The organism is Luteolibacter sp. LG18 (assembly GCF_036322585.1).
Classification (GTDB): domain Bacteria; phylum Verrucomicrobiota; class Verrucomicrobiia; order Verrucomicrobiales; family Akkermansiaceae; genus Luteolibacter.
Window position 1 is genome coordinate 4,026,415 of sequence record NZ_AP024600.1, and the last position, 18,409, is coordinate 4,044,823.

General features: G+C 64.3%; 13 protein-coding genes. 3 read left to right on the plus strand and 10 right to left on the minus strand.

Features of this window, described 5'->3' with window-relative positions; all coding sequences use genetic code 11:
• Positions 1-13 precede the first annotated feature (13 nt).
• On the minus strand, positions 14-838 hold the full coding sequence (locus llg_RS16020) for an alpha/beta hydrolase (RefSeq protein WP_338285720.1): 825 nt from the start codon (positions 836-838) through the stop codon (positions 14-16).
• Between the two features lie 249 nt (positions 839-1,087).
• Here llg_RS16020 and llg_RS16025 point away from each other — a divergent pair, with 249 nt between their 5' ends.
• Positions 1,088-2,005, plus strand: a complete 918-nt coding sequence (locus llg_RS16025; RefSeq protein WP_338285721.1) for a methyltransferase — start codon at positions 1,088-1,090, stop codon at positions 2,003-2,005.
• A gap of 11 nt (positions 2,006-2,016) precedes the next feature.
• On the opposite strand, the gene llg_RS16030 is transcribed toward llg_RS16025, so the two are convergent.
• The 9 genes from llg_RS16030 to llg_RS16070 form a co-directional block, all read right to left on the minus strand.
• Complete coding sequence (locus llg_RS16030) at positions 2,017-3,126, minus strand: hypothetical protein (RefSeq protein ID WP_338285722.1); 1,110 nt, start codon at positions 3,124-3,126, stop codon at positions 2,017-2,019.
• A 313-nt stretch (positions 3,127-3,439) separates the two neighbouring features.
• A complete protein-coding gene (locus llg_RS16035; protein ID WP_338285723.1) occupies positions 3,440-4,567 on the minus strand; it encodes a hypothetical protein in 1,128 nt (375 codons plus the stop codon).
• A gap of 37 nt (positions 4,568-4,604) precedes the next feature.
• On the minus strand, positions 4,605-5,768 hold the full coding sequence (locus tag llg_RS16040; RefSeq protein ID WP_338285724.1) for an aldose epimerase family protein: 1,164 nt from the start codon (positions 5,766-5,768) through the stop codon (positions 4,605-4,607).
• A 111-nt stretch (positions 5,769-5,879) separates the two neighbouring features.
• On the minus strand, positions 5,880-6,833 hold the full coding sequence (locus tag llg_RS16045) for a D-2-hydroxyacid dehydrogenase (RefSeq protein WP_338285725.1): 954 nt from the start codon (positions 6,831-6,833) through the stop codon (positions 5,880-5,882).
• Between the two features lie 59 nt (positions 6,834-6,892).
• On the minus strand, positions 6,893-7,579 hold the full coding sequence (locus tag llg_RS16050) for a response regulator transcription factor (RefSeq protein ID WP_338285726.1): 687 nt from the start codon (positions 7,577-7,579) through the stop codon (positions 6,893-6,895).
• Positions 7,576-9,150 (minus strand): HAMP domain-containing sensor histidine kinase, encoded by a 1,575-nt coding sequence (locus llg_RS16055; protein WP_338285727.1) that lies wholly within the window; start codon positions 9,148-9,150, stop codon positions 7,576-7,578. Before llg_RS16055 ends, llg_RS16050 begins: the two co-directional genes overlap by 4 nt.
• The gene (locus tag llg_RS16060) at positions 9,150-9,995 is read right to left on the minus strand and encodes a hypothetical protein (RefSeq protein WP_338285728.1); all 846 of its coding nucleotides are present in this window, start codon (positions 9,993-9,995) and stop codon (positions 9,150-9,152) included. Before llg_RS16060 ends, llg_RS16055 begins: the two co-directional genes overlap by 1 nt.
• Positions 9,996-10,071: 76 nt before the next feature.
• A complete protein-coding gene (locus llg_RS16065; protein WP_338285729.1) occupies positions 10,072-12,990 on the minus strand; it encodes a PQQ-dependent sugar dehydrogenase in 2,919 nt (972 codons plus the stop codon).
• A gap of 85 nt (positions 12,991-13,075) precedes the next feature.
• The gene (locus tag llg_RS16070; RefSeq protein WP_338285730.1) at positions 13,076-15,967 is read right to left on the minus strand and encodes a PQQ-dependent sugar dehydrogenase; all 2,892 of its coding nucleotides are present in this window, start codon (positions 15,965-15,967) and stop codon (positions 13,076-13,078) included.
• A 137-nt stretch (positions 15,968-16,104) separates the two neighbouring features.
• On the opposite strand from llg_RS16070, the gene llg_RS16075 reads away from it, so the two are divergent.
• Both llg_RS16075 and llg_RS16080 read left to right on the plus strand, forming a co-directional pair.
• On the plus strand, positions 16,105-16,530 hold the full coding sequence (locus tag llg_RS16075; RefSeq protein WP_338285731.1) for a DUF5069 domain-containing protein: 426 nt from the start codon (positions 16,105-16,107) through the stop codon (positions 16,528-16,530).
• A 55-nt stretch (positions 16,531-16,585) separates the two neighbouring features.
• The gene (locus llg_RS16080) at positions 16,586-18,376 is read left to right on the plus strand and encodes a sulfurtransferase (protein WP_338285733.1); all 1,791 of its coding nucleotides are present in this window, start codon (positions 16,586-16,588) and stop codon (positions 18,374-18,376) included.
• Positions 18,377-18,409: the final 33 nt, after the last annotated feature.

Below are 18,409 nucleotides of genomic sequence, written 5' to 3' on the forward strand. Positions count from 1 at the left end.
GGGTGGAATCGGGTCAGGCTTGGATGAAGGTGAGCAGGTCGGCGTTGAGCTGCTGCTTGTGGGTATCGGTGATGCCGTGCGGGGCTCCGGGATAAACGATGAGTTTCGCACCGGGGACGAGCGCGGCGGAGGCGCGGCCGGCGGCATCGATGGGCACGACCTGGTCATCATCGCCGTGGATGACGAGGGTGGGGACGTCGAACTTCTTCAGGTCTCCGGTGAAGTCGGTTTCGGAGAAGGCCTTGATGCAATCGTGGGTGCCCTTGTGGCCGCCCATCATGCCCTGCATCCAGAAGGAATCGATCATGCCCTGGGAGGGCGTGGCACCGGGGCGGTTGAAGCCGAAGAAGGGACCGGCGGCGAGGTCCTTGTAGAGCTGCGAGCGGTCCTTGATCTGTCCGGCGCGGATGCCATCGAAGACCTCGATGGGCAGGCCGCCGGGGTTGGCGTCGGTCTTGAGCATCAGCGGCGGCACGGCGGAAACGAGGATGGCCTTCGCGACGCGGGCGGTGCCGTGGCGGCCGATGTAGCGGGTGACCTCGCCGCCGCCGGTGGAGAAACCGATGAGGATGGCGTCCTTCAGGTCGAGCGCCTCGATCAGTTCGGCGAGGTCGTCGGCGTAGGTGTCCATCTCATTGCCATGCCATGGCTGGCTGGAGCGCCCGTGGCCGCGGCGGTCGTGGGCGATGCAGCGGTAGCCGTGATCGGCGAGGAAGAGCATCTGGGATTCCCAACTGTCCGCGGTGAGCGGCCAGCCGTGGCTGAAGACGATGGGCTGCCCGCTGCCCCAGTCCTTGTAGTAGATCGAGGTGCCGTCCTTGATGGTGATCGTGCTCATGATGATGGGGTGCGGAACCATCCGTGGATCGCATGAAGCAGCATGAGATGTGCCGGAGACAAGGTTTCTGTTAGATGGCGCGTGCGGGGAATTACTTAGGGGCGTTTGGGGTGATGGTGGCCGGTCTCTCGGGCAGCGGGTGGAGGGCTCCATGGTGGGATGACGGGATCCGGTCCGGCGAGGGGATGGGGCGCGGCTTCGATTTCGGGCTTTCCGACGCGGGCGTCTCCCGGAAGGATGCCGCCTCCCATGGCTCCGCTTTCCGATTCCTCCCCGTCGTCGCCGTCCCTGCAACAGTGGCAGGAGGAACGCGCCCGCTTGGAAGAGGAGCTGGGAGAACGGATCACGCTGGACGCGCTGGCGGGGCCGAACGGGCCGTGCGCGGTGGGGGGCCTGCAGGACGATGGCGGCCATGCGGCGGGGTGGTTGATCGCCCAGCGTCTCAAGGGGCACCGGCATTCGGCGGATGACGTGCTCACGGCGTGGTATGCGGTGCAGTGTTCGCCGCGGGTGACGGAGCACCTCGACCTGGGCACCGGCATCGGGACGGTGGGGCTGCTGACGCTGTGGGGCATGGGCCCGGAGGCGCGGCTGACGTGCGTGGAGGCGCAGGAGATCAGCTACCGGCTGCTGCAATCGAACCTCGACCGGAACGGCCTGCGCGCGCGGGTGGAGTGTTCGCACGGCGACCTGCGGGAGCTGGCGCTGGAGAAGAAATTTCCGCTGGTGACGGGCAGCCCGCCGTATTTCCCGGTGACGGCGGGTGTGGTGCCGCAGGACTCTCAGAAGGCGCACGCGCGGTTCGAGCTGCGCGGCGATGTGTCCGATTACGCGCGGGCGGCGGTGAAGCATCTCACGGCCGATGGATGGTTCGTGCTGTGTTTTCCCTCACGCCAGAAACAGCGGGCGGTGGAGGGGATCACGGCGGCGGGATTCAAGATCGTGCGGATGCGTGACGTGGTGCCGCGCGAGACGCTGCCGGCGTTGTTCACGCTGTTCGCATGCCGGTTTCCGGAGGCGGCGACGACGGAGACGATCGAAGAGGAACCGCTGATCGTGCGACACGAGAATGGTCGGCTCAGCGCGGAGATGGCTGCGGTGCGGCGCGGATTCGGTTTTGAGGACGGCGAGGCCCACGGCGGGCATGGGGTGGTTCCGGCTGCTTGAACGACGACCGGTCAATTCCTACGCGCTGCCCTGAGTTCGGCGAGGTTCCGGCTGATTTCGACTTCGATCTCGCCGAGCGTGACTCCGGGATTCGTGCCGGGATCAGAGGAGACGTTCGCCCAGCCGGCCAGAGCCACGAGTGCCTGCTCTTCATCGGGAGACCGGGCGTGGTTGATCCTGGCGCGGGTGCTCTCCATTTCGGCAAGGATCGTCTGGATGGCGTCGAAAGCCTTGAGCACGCTCTCGCGTTGCCTTGGGTTTTCCCGGGAGATTCTGCTGAGATCGGCAATGAGGTCGATGCTCTCGATGTTCCCGCACAGGGAAGCGTAGGTGGAGTCCCCCGGAGCCCGGTGGCGGATCGCGTGGATGGATTGCCGGATCTGCTCCCTCCGGAATGGCGATGCCAGCGTGTCGCGCGCTGAGATCACCCGTGTGAGTTTCGTGTGGAAGGCCATCGGCATCAAGATGGCCATGGAGCCAAGGTGGCCCCATGTTTCGAGGATTGCCCATGTGTCGGGCTCCCTGGGTTGAGGATGGATGTCCAGACGGGTGGACTGAAGGTCTGAACGACTGGCCGTGGTCCAAAGCTCAAGAGCTTCACGCTTTTCCAATCTGAAGCGGGTGATGCCGTTCCGGTCGCTGGTTTGTTCCAGACGACCTGCGACGAGTCCATCACGGGAACGAAGGCCCTCGATCTCGATACCGGGCAGCGGGCGGCCTTCGGCGTCGACCCATTGGATATCGAAGTTCGTGCCCCTCTGCAGATGGACGAAGAAAAGCAGCGTGGCCCCGAGGGGTAGGGATGCAAGGACGGGCTTCCATTTCCAAGCCGGTGCCGCGGGCCGGGCCAGCAGGTAAAGCACCACGCCCACGAGGAATAGGAGCAGCCGGGCGAGCTTGAGGGGCCAGGCCATCTGGCTCCAGCCGCTGTCCGGGCCAGTGAGATGATGGGGCGAGCTGAGTTCCTGATACGTCTGGACGGCGGAGACGAAGACGGCGAGGACGAGTGGAAGCCACAGGAACATCGCCCAAGGTTTTCTACGGAACACGCAACATGCGGCTAGGCCGATCGCACCGAGGACGAACATCCAGCCGGAGCTGAGGTGAGGAAAGGCGGACATGGTGGAAAAGATGGCGGGGTATGCCTGTCATCGTTCCAGCAGTCTAACAGGGAGGTGCTTTTTGACGAATCGATACCCTTGTTGCCATCATCGATATGATCGATGATGGTCGCGGAGCGGATTCGGTTTTGAAGATGGCAAGGCCCACGGTGGGCATGGGATCCAGGAGGGTTTCCGGTGGAGGCGGCATCTTTGTGTGGTCTCCCCGAATGGCGGAAGCATCGACCGGAAAATCCAATCCCCTGGACGTGGGACGGCCCCGGAGTAACCACTCTCCGGGGCCGCCATTATCCGGCTATCTATTGCAATGAGATCATTTCTTCTTCGTCACCGAGCGGATGTAATCCACTTCGGGCTGACGATACGGGGTGCCGTCGGTGCGGAAGATGTCGTGGAACCAGAGCGGCGGCTCGCCGTTGTAATCCTTCTCCCAGGAATCCCACGGGTAGATGGTCTGTGACTTCCCGGAGACGAAGCCCCAGCAGTAGGCACCGACATCCTCCTTCTTCAGCACACCGAGGTTCGGATCGAAGGTGCTGCCTTCCGGGCGGGCCATGAATTCCGTGCAGAGCATCGGGCGGTTGTAGCGGCGGAGCTGGCCGATGAGTTTCGCGAGGTGATCGGGCTTGCCGTAGCAGTGGAACGAGATGACGTCGCTCTGCTCCAACTGGATGCGCTGGATGAGATACATCTTGTTGGGGTCGCTCCAGTCGCCGAGCCAGATGCCGGAGGTCAGCGGCTGGGTCGGATTGCCCTCGCGGGCCCATGCGAAGACCTGGGGCAGCAGCTTCTCCACATATTGCGACTTGATCTTCTGGTCCGGTTCCAGGCCGGGGCGCTTCGATTTGCCGCCGTCGTTGTTGTCCGGTTCGTTCCAGACGTCCCAGCCGTGGATGCGGCGGTCGTTGGCGAACTGCTTCACCACGCCGGTGACATACTCGTGAAGGCGCGGGATCTGGCTCTCATCCATCAGCGCGTCGATGCCCGGGCTCTGGACCCAGCCGGAATTGTGGCGGTGGGGCAGCGGCTCGGGCTGCTTGCCGAGCTTCGGCTTCGGATACCAGCAACTGTCGAAGAGCACGAACAGCACGCCAATGTGGTGCTTTTCCGCGAGGCCGAGGAAGGTATCGATGCGCTTCGAGAAGCCCTTGCTGTCCTGCTGCCACAACAGGTCGTGGAGGAACACGCGCACGCTGGTGAACCCGAGCGATTCGGCGAGGCCCAGTTCACGGTCGATGGTAGCGGTGTCGAAGGTATCGGCCTGCCACATCTCGAGCTGGTTGATCGCCGTGCTCGGGATGAAGTTGCAGCCGACGAACCAGCCGGACTTCTCGTGCCAGGCCTTGGCCTGCTCCGGGGTCCATTGCTTCGCGGCTTCCGCATGCACGGCGGAGGAGCCGAGCGCGCATGCCACAAAAAGGTGAAGGAGGTTTTTCAACATGGTGAATGCGATGGCGTGTTTGTCATACGTCCGTGGATCACGGCTTTCCACCCTTCAGGCTGAACCGATAGACGGTCGTGCTTTTCATCGTCTTGCCCGGCTTGAGGATGATGCTGGGGAAGGACGGCTGGTTCGGGGAATCCGGGTAGTGCTGGGTTTCGAAGACGAGGGCGTTGCGGTAGTTGTAGGGCTTGCCGCTCTTGCCGGTGAGTTTGCCATCGAGGAAATTGCCGCAGTAGAACTGGAGGCCCGGCTCGGTGGTGAGGATCTCCATGGTGCGTCCGGTGGTGGGCTCGTGGATGGTGGCGGCGAGCGCGAGCTTGCCGCCCTGGTTGTCGAGCACCCAGTTGTGGTCGTAGCCGCCGCCGAACTTGAGCTGCTCGTTGTCCGCGTTGACGCGCTCGCCGACCTTGTGCGGGGTGGTGAAATCGAGCGGCGTGCCCTTCACATCCTGGAGCTTGCCGGTCGGAATGAGGCCCGCGTCCACCGGAGTGAACTTCGCGGCCTTGAAGGTGAGCTCGTGGTCGAGGATGTCGCCGTTGCCCTCGCCCTTCAGGTTGAAATAGCTGTGCTGGGTGACGTTGACCGGCGTCGCCTTGTCGGTGGTGGCGCTGTAGTCGATCTTCCACTCGTTGTCATCGGTGAGCCAGTAGGTGACGGTGAGATCGAGCGTGCCGGGGTAGCCTTCCTCTCCGTCCTTGCTGACGTAGTGGAACTTTACTCCCTGGACGCCATCCTTCTCGATGCCTTCGCCTTGCCACACGACCTTGTCGAAGCCTTTCAGGCCACCGTGCAGCGAGCACTTGATACCGCCCGGGTCGTTGTTGAGGGCGAGCGTGTAGGTCTTGCCGTCGAGGGTGAACTTGCCATTGGCGATGCGGTTGCCCACGCGGCCGACCACGGCGCCGAAGTACGGCGTGTCCTTGATGTATTCCTCGAGCGTCTTGTAGCCCAGCACCACGTCGGCGGTCTTGCCATCGCGGTCCGGGGTTTCGAGGCTCTGGACGATCGCGCCATAGGTCATGGCGCGGAGCTTCATGCCCTTGCGGTTGGTCAGGGTGAAGATCTCCACCGTCTTGCCATCGGCGGTGCCGAAGGGCTCGCCTTTGGGAGCGGCGGCGGAGGAGGGGAGGGCGAACGCGGCGGCGATCGCGAGAATGGCCAGCCGGGTGGCCGGGGCCGGATTGGGTTTTCGGGTCATGACGGAAGGATGGACGACTGGGTCGTCTATCCCTCCTAGACCCGGCGGGCGGGATTTTCCACCGTCCGAGCCGAACCGATAGGTGATCGTGCTTTTGCCCGAAGGCTCCGATCACACGATGTGGTGGATCGGACGGCCGTCCAGGAACGCCCGGATGTCCGCGATGACCCCGGCGAGAAGTCGCTGACGGGCCTCTTGGCTGGTCCACGCGGTGTGCGGGGTGATCAGCAGGTTTGGGATGTCGGTGGCGAGCAGCGGGTGGTTCTTCGGCGGCGGTTCCACGCTGAGCACGTCGAGGGCCGCGCCGCCGATTTCGCCGTGGCGCAGGGCATCGGCCAGCGCGTGATCGTCGATGAGAGGGCCGCGGCCGGTATTGATGAGAAGGGAGTCCGGCTTCATCAGCGCCAGGCTGACGCGGTTGATGAAGCGCTCGGTCTGAGGGGTGAGCGGACAGTGCAACGAGATCACGTCGCAGGTGGAGAAGAAGGCGTCTCCGGCGACACGCGGCACGGCGGCATCCGGTGCGGATTCATTCCGCGCGTAGGCGACCACCTTCATGCCGAAGGCGGTGCCGATCCGGGCCACCGCTTGGCCGATGGAGCCGAAGCCGACAATGCCGAGTGTTTTTCCCGCGAGTTCGGTCACCGGGTGATCGAGACGGGTGAAGATCGGGGAAGCGGGCCAATCCTGGGCGATGGATGCCGAGTAACGGTCCACCGCGGTGACGAGATTCAGCAGCAGCGCGAAGGTGTGCTGGGCGACTCCCTCGGTCGAATAGCCGGCGACATTGCACACCGTGACGCCGCGGTCCTTGCAGGCTTCCAGGTCGATCTGGTTGACCCCGGTGGCGGCGGACACCACGAGGCGGACCTTGGTGGCGTTTGCCAGCGCGTCGCGGGTGACGAGCGCCTTGTTGGTGATCACGATGTCGGCATCCGCGATGCGCTCTCCCACCTTGTCCGGTGGCGTCACCTGATGGAGAGTCAGGGAGCCGAAGGCGCGCAGCGGGGTGAAATCCAGGTCCGCGCGGTCGATCGTGGAGGCATCGAGGAAAACGACTTTCATGGAAGCAGGAGCAAGTCCGGCGATTCAACATCGGATGCCCCGGTCTTGCCAGCAGCTTCTTACCCCGCGTGGGCGCGGAACCGGTAACCCACGCCGCGCACGGTCTCGATGATCACGGGCTGGGACGGCTCCGCCTCGACCTTTTTCCGCAGCATCAGGATGTGCTGGTCCAGTGTCCGGGAGTCCGGATAGTACTCCAGCCCCCAGCAGGCATCGAGGAAGGCGTCCCGGGAAACCGCCTGGCCCTCGTGGCGGTGGAGAAGCTCCAGCATCGAAACCTCGCGTGGGGTGAGATCGATCGTGGTGCCGCGGCGTTCGGCGAGGAGGGCTTTCGGCTGAACCGTCAGGTCCCCCATGCGAAAGCTCCGCTCCTGTGGCGACGCCGGATGCGCGCGGCGGAGGGCGGCGCGGACACGGGCGATGACCTCGGCCCGGGTGAAGGGCTTGCGGATGAAATCGTCGGCTCCCAATCCTAGGCCCACGACGATGTCCGCCTCCTCGTTCTTCGCGGAGAGGAACAGGATGGGAACGGTGGTGTCGCTGGTGCGGACGCGCCGACAGACCTCGAAGCCATCGATCTCCGGCATCATGATGTCCAGGCACAGCAGGTCCGGTTGATGGCGCGTCCACAGATCGAGCGCCAGCCGGCCGTTGGGGGCGGTGAGCGTTTCGAATCCCTCCGCCTGCAGGCAGGTGGCGAGGGCTTCCAGGGTCAGGGGATCGTCTTCTGCCAGCAGGATGGTCATGCCGCGGAGGGGGTGGGGTTCACGATGGAAAAGCGCTGTGCGAGCGGGAGGCGGCATTCGAAGACCGCACCTTCCTCCGAGGGGATCAGGATCAGATCGCCGCCCATGCGGGTGGCGAGATCACGGGCGATGGACAGGCCGAGACCGGTGCCGCTGGAGCCCTCGTTGACGTCCTCTTTCACGCGCTCGAAGGCCTCGAAGATGCGTGCCCGGTGTTTGACGGGAATGCCCGGTCCGTGATCGGACACGCGGATCTTTACCTGGCTGCCTTCGATGCGGCTGTCCAATCCCAGCCAGCCGCCGGTGGCCGCGTATTTTTCAACGTTCGAGATGAGATTGCCCACGATCTGCGCGAGCGCGTCCCGATCGAGGGTGCCGGTTTCACCCGCGCCACGCTGCCATTCGACGCGGATGCCGCGGCGGTCGAGCGAGGGTTGGAATTGCGCGAGCATGCCGGAGATCACATCGTCCGGGACACAGGGGCTCGGCTTGAGATCGAGGGTCTTGCGTTCGCTGCGGGAGAACGTCAGCACGTTCGAGACGAGGCGGGCAAGGCGCTGGACTTCTTCGCCGACGAGCTTGAGGCGGTCCTCCGCCTGCTTCGGCCGCGTGTGGATGGCCTCGGTGGCGAGATCGAGATTGAGGAGGATGTTCGTCAGCGGCGAGCCGAGTTCGTGCGAGACACGGTTGACGAAGGAGACGCGTTCCTCGGAGAGGCGGAGCGCGCGGTTCTGCTGCACGCAGAGGAAGATGCCGAGTATGGCGAGGATGCCCGCGGTGGCGATGGCGGACGCCACGGTGGTGGCATCGTGGGTGAGCACGACGTGCTGCTTGTCCCAGGACTGGATCTGCCATTCTCCGAGACGGTTGCGATAGGGGATCACCAGGGCGGCCGGTCCGCGGTCGGTGGTATTGGGTGGGCCGGTGAGTTCATGGTGATCGGGACCGGTCACCGAGACGAACTCGCTGGAGTCACGCAGCGGCGAGAAGGGTACCTTCATCCATTCGGAAAGGTGGCGGTTGAGGCGATCGTGGATTTCAGTGAAATCGATCACCATGGCGATCAAGTGATCCGGCTGGGTGCGCTGCCAGTAGATCCGATGGATGACGTCCGGGGCGGTGATCCAGCCCCACCGGTCGCCGTTCTCCAGGGTGCCGAGGTCCTTGGGCAGGATCACGGCTTGCTCCGGATTGAAGGGGCGCTTGCCGCCTTCCATCAAGACTTCGGGAAGTTTCTCGTCTTTTCGGAGGGAGGTGCCTGCGATCTGGACAGGTGTCTTTTTGTCTTCGAAAACATGACACTGGCGGATGGCCGCCACTTCCTGGATTCGCTTGGAGAGCGCATCCGGGGAATCCACGAAACTGCGTGCGGCCACGGTTTCCAAATTTCTGGCATAGAGTCGGTCGATGCGGTTCAGCTCTTCCTGAAACGCCGCGGAGAAATCGAGCAGCCTCACCCGGTCGGCCGGGATACGGTGGATCACCTCACGGCGGGCCAGCCGCTCGCCACCCCAGATCACCAGGGCGGCGGCGGCCAGCATGGGCAGCAGGGTGATGGAAATCCCGCGCATCAGGGTTTGGCGATATTTGCCGTCACGAAAGCAAACCAGATCCGGTTGGCCGAGTCAGCATCCACTTTCGAGACCGGCGGACGATTGACGGTGCCGAGCAGGAAGGGTTTGCCGATTTCGAGGGTGGCCGAGGTATTGACCCGCTGGCTTTCGAAGATCGGCATTTCGCAGCGGGAAAGGCCTTGGCCGGAAGAGCTGTCTCCGGTCCGTGTGACCCGGTCGGGCACGATCCGCAGATCGATGGTGTGGTTGTCTTCACCCAAGGTGGGTTCGATCTCCAGCGTGTCGCCCACATTGCGCGTTTCGAACGAGGTGGGGGTGGACGGGGTGGCCAGCCCGGCGAGCTCGGAAATGGAGGGGGCATCAATCAGGGCGGCCGCATTCGGCATTTGGACCGGCTGCTTGGCGGTGGTGCCGTCGGCATTTTTGACGTCCGGGCCCTTCCGTGCGATGAAGCTGGCTCCCAGGGCTTCCGGCAGGTTCGGGGGCTCGAATTCGGTGGGGTAGATCTGCTCGGAGATGCTTTCCGCGGTCGCCTTCTGGCCACTCTTGGTTCTCAGCAGCACGAGTGCTTCCTGCTTGGCTTCCTTCTTGGCGACCATCGCAACGAGTTTCGCATAAAGCTCGTTGTCGCGGGGATTCTCGCGGGTAAGGGTTGCGGCCTCCGCGATGCTCAACGAAAACGTTTCATAGCGGATGGCCAGATTGGGGTTGGGATTGCCGGTTGCCGCGGAGGAACTCTCCTGTTCTCCGTTCTTGAGTGGATCCGTCTGGGGGCTTTGACCGTGAACGGCGGCGCACGTGAGCAGCGCGGCGAGGCCGGTGGTGATGAGTTTGTTCTTCATGACCCCCGCATCATGCCATCCGGCCGGGGGGGCTTTGGTCAAATCCATGTCAAAAGAACCGGCGTGCCCGGGTTTTTCAGTTCTCCCGGATGATCACGCGGAAGAAATGGCGGTCACCGGGATCGATGGGGCCGCTGAGAGTGGCGGTGCCGGCCTTGGTGGGCAGGCCGCCGTTGCCGGGGATATTCCAAGGGTGCCACGTTTTCAAATCGGGCGAGGTTTGAATCTGGAACGAACGGTTCGAGGGCAGATCGAAACTCAGCGCGGCCTGGTTGCCTGTGATCTTCAGGGTGGGCGCGGGCTGGGCGTTGGGGTGCGTTGGAGAGGTGCCGGTGAGATACTCGTCCCGGTTGCTTTGTCCATCGCTGTCCGGATCGGCGGTCGCTTCGCCGCGTGCGGAAGTGGCGGACCCGAAGCTCGCGAGGCGCCAACTCGCGTAGTTCTGTCGGCTGGGGAGATCCTGGTTGATCCATTCGCTGACCAGATCGATGGAGGCCTGGTTCAGCTCGCTGGTGGCGAGGGGAGGCATGCGGCTGAATCCATCGGTGGCGAGGAGGTGCTTGAAGAGCACGGAGCGCCCGGTGTCGCCGGGGACGATCAGGCGGTTCAGCGGATCGCTGCCGGGATTGAACGGCTGGCCGCCGATGAGTCCGGTTTCATCGAGAGTCAGGGACGCGCGCCCGTCCCAGTTCGCGGTGGGAATGGCGTTGTTACGATGGCAATAGGAGCAATTCACCGCGAGGTAGGAGCGGACCCGGCCCTCCAGCGGGAATTGGGTTTCGTCGGGCCTCAGGTGGCGCGGCAGCATGTTCGGGGACGGCAGCGTTTCGGTGAAGTAGCCGGCGTTGGCGAGCAGCGTGAGCTGGTTGCCGATGTGGTCGTGGATGGCTCCGTCCAGATTCAATTGGCGGGTATCGAACCCGAGCGCGAAGCCGCCGTTCACGCTGTGGCAGTTCATGCACTCCGAGCGGCCCGGGATATGCCAGCGTTGGACGATCGGGGTGCCGTTCTCGGTGATGTTCAGGTCGAAATCGACGCCTTCATCGGGAACGAGCGTGGCCTCGGTACCCGCGTCGTTCCAGCGGTAGCTCACCCCGTAGATGCCGGTGCCGTTCCGGACCAGCACGCGGGTTTCCAGGCGCTTGCGTGTGGCCGCGTTTCCGCGGGCCATTTCCATCTCGAAATGCTTCACCCAGAAGGTCCCGGCGGGAATGCTCCACGGATTGTCCTGGGACCAGCCGATGGTGGTGCCCTTCGGGATGGTGAACCAGCGCCGTTTCACCGCGTGATCGCTCCAGAAGGGAAGGTTCACGTCGTAGGGCAGCAGGCCGGGGGCCGGGGAAAGCGTGGCGAGATCGGCGAAGAGGCCGGTGGCGGAGAGGGTTTGGGGAAAGGTGCCGGTGCCGGTGGTCGCGGTCAGACGGTGGAGTCGGCCGGTGGCGAGGTTCGCGAGCAGCACGTCGCCATTCGAGGGATCGGTGCCGAAGGCGGAAAGCAGGTATTCACCGGCGATGCGCTTCACGATTGGCGGTTCTCCGCCATTGCGTTCAAGCGCCCAGATGCTGCCGGTGCTGTAATCGCCGAAGATGTATTTCCCGTAGAGCGAGGAGACCTTCGTGCCGCGGTAGACGACTCCGCCGACGATCGCGCTCGCCGAGTTGTTGTGGGAATAGCTGTAAAGCGGAGGGATCGAGCTGAACCCCGCCGGGGCTTGGGCGATCTTGGGGCCATCGAGCGTGGCCTCGCGGAACGCCCAGCCGTAGTTGCCGCCCTTGGTGATGACATTGACCTCCTCCATCAGTGCGCCACCGACATCGCCGCACCAGATTTCACCGGTCACGCGGTCGATCGAAAATCGCCATGGGTTCCGCAGGCCGATCGCCCAAAACTCGGTGCGCACGGTGGAAAGGTCCGGGATACTGGCTCCGGCAAACATGCCGTCCCAGGTGCCACCCAGCGAGGTATGAACCCACGGGTTGTCCACCGGCACGGCGAAGCGGGCGGCCCCGTTGTCCAGCGGCAGCGCGGCGTGCGGGCTGGGAGCGAGGTTGCCGGGCTTCTTGTCGACGTCGATGCGCAGGATGCCGGAGAAGAACGAGCCGGTGATCTTCTGCGAGTTGTTGTAGAAATCGCCCTGGTTGCCCTCGTCACCGGCGGAGAAATAGAGATAGCCGTCGGCCCCGAAGTGGAGGCACCCACCATTGTGCTCGTTGGCGTGATCGAGCTGGTTGATGAGGATGAACTGGGACGCGGGATCGGCCACATTCGGATCGGTGGCCTTCGCGGTGAAGCGGGCGAGACGCTCGTAAAACACCTCACCGACTTTCACCGAATAGAAGATGTAGAAGTAACGGTTCGTGGCGTGCTTCGGGTGGAAGGCGAGGCCGAGAAGGCCCATCTCGTTGGTGGTCTCGATCTTCTCCCCGGGGGCCAGGGCCGCATTGAGGTCGAGGAATACCTTGCTGGTGGGGGCCCTCGCGGTGACGTCCGGGATCACCTTGATCACTCCGGCCTTTTCGCAGACGAAGAGGCGCTTCTTGTCCGCGGGTGGCGATGCCATGCACACCGGATTCTTGAAGACCAGAGAGCCGAAGGCATTGGTCAGGGAATAGGCGGTCGGGGGAGGCTCCACAGGCATGCCCAGCGCCGGATTTTCGATCCGCAGCCCGCCGCTCAGGGTGATCGTGACGTTCGCCTGGTAGGTGAGGGTACCGGAGCGCTTGACCGCATAGCGGAAGGTGTCCTTGGTCGGGGTGCCGGTGACGTGGGAGTAGAGGATCCGGCCCGAGGCATCGACGGTGGCGGTCCCATAGGCGGGGGCATTGACGATCGAAACGGCGGCGGGCTTCCGGTAACCGGTGTCGTTGGCGAGCACCGGGATCAGCACTTTCTGGCCGTATTGAACCACGGCGGTGTCATCCACCGCCGCGGATTTCGCGAGGGGGGAGCAAAGCAGGCCGAAGAAACCGATTAGGATGGCACGGGCAAAAGGCATCCGCGCGGCACCGTACAACAACCGGCCCGGGGGTCAATTTCCACGACGGAAACTTCCCGCCATCCCCGTTGGATGCAAATGCCCGTCAATCCTCCTTGAGGACCACCCGGAAGAAATGGCGCTGCGGTGGCGTGATCGGCCCGGTGAGGGTGACCATGCCGCCGGGATGGGCAATGCCCGCGTTTCCGGGGATGTCCCATGGCGTCCAAGTGCTCAAATCCGGGGATGTCTGGATTTGAAACGATCGATTGGCTGGCAGTGGGAAGGTCACCGTGGCGTTGTTTCCGGAGCGCTGGACCGAAGGGGCGAGGAACCCATTCCCGGTCAGTGGTGGGGTTCCCGCGAGATACTCGTCGTGGTTGCTGCGACCGTCGCCATCGGGGTCGGCGGCCGGGTCGCCGCTGGGGGAGTTGCCGAAGTTTGCCTGTCGCCATTGGGAGTAGGTCTGGCGGCCCGGCAGGTCGTTGGCGATCCAGTCTGCCAACAGCGCGATCGAGGTCTGGTCCAGTTCGCTGGTGGCCAGCGGGGGCATGCGGGTGAAGCCATTGGTGACGGCGACGCGGTTGTAGACCACCGAATGAGCGATGCTGCCGGGGACGACGAGCTTGTTGAGCGTGTCGCCGCCGTTGTTGGTCGCTGAGCCGTTGATGAGGCCGGTGTTTTCCAAGGTGACCTGGGGCCGACCGTCCCACGAGGCGCTGGTGCTGCCGCCGGGCTGGTGGCAGTAGGAGCAATTCACCGCGAGGTAGGAACGCACGCGGGCCTCCAGCGACTGGGTGGTTTCATCCGGTCTGAGGTGGCGCGGCAGGAGGTTCGGGGAAGGAATCGCGTTTCCGAAAAAGCCGTCGGTCTGGAGGACGGTGAGCTGGTTGCCCGTGACGCCGTTGATCGTGCCCGTCAGGTTGAGCTGGCGGGTATTGAACGACAGGGAATAGCCCGCCTGGGCATTGTGGCAGCTCATGCATTCCGAGCGGCTGGGGATGTGCCAGCGCTGGACTTTCGGAACGCCGCCATCGGTGACGTTAAGGTCGAATTCAACGCCTTCGTCCGGAGCGAGCGTCGCTTCCGTCCCGGCATCGTTCCATCGGTAACTCACGCCGTATGCACCGTCGGCGGTCTTCACGAACAAACGGGTTTCGATCCGCTTGGCGCTGGCGGGAACTCCGCGCTGCATTTCGAGGTCGAAGTGCTTCACCCAGAACGTGCCGGCCGGAAAGGTCCATGGATCGTCCTGCGACCAGGTGAGCGTGGAGGGCGGGGGAACGTAGAACCAGCGGCGCTTCTTCGCGTGATCGCTCCAGAACGGGACGTTCACCGTGTAGTCGTAGAGGCCGCTGGACGGGGAAAGATCGCTGACGTCCGAGAAGACGTTCGTTTCCGTCAAGGTCTGCGGAAAGGTGCCGGTGCCCGCGGTCGCGACCAGGCGCTGGATGCTGCCATTGAGATCCGCCATCAGGATGTCGCCATTGGAGGGATCGGTGCCGAAGGCGGAGATACTGCCTTCCCCGGCCACGCGGGTAACGGTGGGCGTGCCGGTGCCGTTCGGGCGCAGCGTCCAGATATTGCCGGAGCTGTAATCGGCGAAGACGTAGGCCCCGGTGAAGGCGCTGAAGCGGGTGCCGCGGTAGACCACGCCGCCGGTCACGGAGTTCCCCTGCATGGTGCCGCTGCCGTGGGCGTATTCCCAGATCGGGTCGATGGGAGAGGCTCCGGTCACGGGGCGAGGACCGGCGTGTTTGCCCTCGCGGGAGGACCAGCCGTAATTGCCGCCCTTCGTGACCACGTCGATCTCTTCCCACGAATCCTGACCCACGTCACCCAGCCACAGGTCGCCGGTGGCGGAGTCGAACGAGAACCGCCACGGATTGCGGAAACCGATGGCCCAGAACTCGCTGCGGACCTTCGAGAGGTCGGCGATGGCCGCGCCATTGAACGAACCATTCCACGTGCCGCCCTCCGCGGTGTGGACATAGGGGTTGTCGAGGGGGATCGAGTAGTTCGGCGTACCTGCCGGGATCGAGGCATGGGTGTGGGGCACGAGGTTGCCGGGCTTCTTGTCGACATCGATCCGCATCACGGCGGAGAAGAAGTCCTTGTCGATCCTCTGGCCGTTCTGGAACGAGTCGTTCTGGTTCCCCTCGTCGCCCACGGAGATGTAGAGGTAGCCGTCCGGCCCGAACTGGATGCAGCCGCCGTTGTGGTTGGAGGCTTCGTCGAGCTGCTCGATGAGGATCGTTTCCGAGGCGGTGTCCGCGGCGTCGGGATTCCCGGCCTGGGTAGTGAAACGGGACACGCGCTCGTATTGCGAGCCGCCCTTGTTCACCGAGTAGAACAGGAAGAACGTACGATTGGTGGCGTAGTTCGGGTGGAACGCCAGCCCGAGCAGGCCCATCTCGCTGCCGGTGGCGATGCTTTCGCCGCGGGAGGTCAGGAGGGCGGGCAGGTTGAGGAAGGTGTTCGCCACCGGCGAGGCCGCGGTGACGTTTGGGATCAAGCGCAGCAGGCCGCCCTTCTGGCAGACGAACAGGCGCTGGGTTTCGCCGGGAGGCGAGGCCAGGCACACCGGCTCGCTGAAGGCCAACGAGCCGAAGGCCGGGGTCACGGAAACCGCCAGTGGCGGGGGCGAGGAGGGGACGTTGAAGGAACCCGTCGGCCGCAGGGCGTTGGTGAAATTCACGCTAACCGTCGCTTTCGAGAGCAGATTGTTGGTCCGCCTCATCGAGTATTCGAAGCTGTCGGTGGTCGCGGTTCCGCTGGTGTTGGTGTAGAGGATGCGCCCCGCGGAATCCACGGTGGCGGTACCCTTGGTCGGGGCCTTGGTGATCGCCACCACCGGCGGAGTCTTGTAGCCGGTGTCGTTCGCCAGCACCGCGATCCGCGCCTTGCGGTTGCTCCACATGGTCACGGCATCGGCCACCGCGAGGGCGCGGGCGGAGTGCGCGGCCAGCAGGGATAGGGCGAAGACAGCGAATTTCATGAAGTCCGAAACATGATGCAGCTCCGCGGGACGCGCAATCTCGGGTTTGGGCACCCGTCCGTGGGCGCTTCAATCGTCCGTTCGTTCAGCGAACATCGCCGTTGCGCTCCGGGATTCCTGCCGTTAGCGGTTTGACCATGCCCAAGACCCCGCGCAGCGCCTTCGATTTGACCGGCGGACTCGTGTATTTCGCCCGGATGTGCGACAAGATCCGGCTCCACCACGCCGGGAAATTGCCCGAGGATTACCACCCGTTTCTCGGCGCGGGCTTCGATGGCCGGATTTGCGGCTATCTGAAGGTCGATTACGCCGCGGTCCGGGACAAGGTGCTCGCCGGGGCCAGCGACGAGGAAACGCTCGAATGGTGCCAGGAAAACGGCCGTCGCTTGGCCGAGATCGACGTGATTGTCTGGAACGGTTTCGCCCGCAAGCGCGGCTGGCGGGACACCGACGGCGGTACCGAGAAGCTGGCGGAAATGAAGCAGGCCGCCGGTTTCGGGGACCGGGACGACATCGTGACGTTCTACGATTTCTACGACTTCGACGAAGGTCGCCGGGCGTGAACCGGTGTTCTTCGCGCTTGGCAGGCGGGGCGCGCCTCCGCACGTTTCCGCCGCCGTGGCCGTCGTCACCAATATCGCCGCTTACCTTTTCGCCTCGCTGTCGGATCTGAAACCGCTCCGCGAGCGGCTGCTGGCGTTCTGCAAGGCCCGTCACCTGAAGGGCACCATCCTGCTCGCGCCCGAGGGCATCAACCTGTTCGTGGCGGGCGGGGAAGGGGAGATCGGCGAACTGCTGGTGGAACTCCGCGCGATCCCCGGGCTGGAGGCGCTGGAACCGAAGGTGAGCCACAGCGATCACCAGCCGTTCTCGCGGATGCTGGTGCGACTGAAGAAGGAGATCATCGCCTTCGGGGTCGAGGGTATCGAACCGGCCAAATACACCTCGCCGCGGCTGGAGGCGCGCACGCTCAAGCAGTGGCTGGACGAGGGCAAGCCGGTGCTGCTCTACGACACCCGCAACGACTACGAGGTGAAGCTCGGCACCTTCAAGGGGGCCATCGCCGCGGGCATCGATCATTTCCGCGATTTCCCGGAGGCCGTCGCGAAACTGCCGGAGGACATGAAGGATGCGCCGGTGGTGACGTTCTGCACCGGCGGCATTCGCTGTGAGAAAGCCGCGCCATTCATGGAGCGCGCGGGGTTCAAGAACGTGTATCAACTCGAGGGTGGCATCCTGAAGTACTTCGAGGAAGTCGGCGGGGATCACTACGACGGTGAGTGCTTCGTGTTCGACCAGCGCGTCGGTGTTGATCCGGCGTTGCGGGAAACCACTTCGGACGTGTGCTTCGCTTGCCAGACGCCGTTGGAGCCGGCCGAGCAGGAGGACCCGCGCTATGTCGCCGGGGTTTCCTGCCCGCATTGCTACCAGCCGGACGAGGAACGCCAGGCCGAGCAGATCAAGCTGCGCCAGGCGGCTCTCCATCAGGTGAGCCACCCGCTGCCGGGCAGCGTGCCCTATGACAACCACTGTCCGGTGCGGATCTCCACCGAGTGCGATGGCATGACCTTGCTGGACGCGCTGTGCCATCTTTTCGCCCACGTCGAGCGATCCTTTTGGGAAGGACTGTTTGTCCAAGGGCGGCTGTTGACCCGCGAGGGCGATCCGGTGTCCCCGGACATCCGTGTGCGTTCCGGTGAAAATTACCTGCGCCTGCTGCCGGCCACCGTGGAGCCCGTGGTGTCCACCGACATCCGTGTGCTACACGAGGACGAGTGCATCGTGGTGCTGCACAAACCCGCGCCGCTGCCGATGCACCCGAGCGGGCGTTATCACCGGCATTCGCTCCAGTGGCTGGTGAACGCCGCCTGGGATCCCGAGCGGCCGCGCGCCGTGCACCGCCTTGATGCGAACACCACCGGCATCGTCGTTTTCGGCCGCACCCGCCGTCATGCCGGGAAGATGCAGGAAGGCTTCAAGAAGGGCGCGGTGGAAAAGGTTTATCTTGTCCGCGTGCAGGGTCATCCGGAGTGGGAGACTTTCACCTGCGATGCCCCGATCAGCCGTGAGTCGTCGCGCCTCGGTGCCCGCACAATCGATGAGGAGGATGGCCACGAGGCGCGCACGGAGTTCAAGGTGTTGTCCCGCGATGCCGATGGCTCCGCATTGCTGGAGGCACGTCCGCTGACCGGTCGCACCAACCAAATCCGCGTCCACCTGTGGCAGCTCGGCCACCCGGTGCAGGGGGATCCGGCGTATCTCGCCGATGGCAGCCACGGCGACAAGCAGACGCTCGATGTCGGCGATGCGCCGCTGTGCCTGCATGCCTGGAAGCTGGCCTTTGATCATCCACGTGATGGCCAGCGGATGGAGTTTGTGGACGAGCCTCCGGCGTGGGCCGGAGTGTAGCCGCGTTCGGGAGAATGTGGGTGGGGTAGAGTT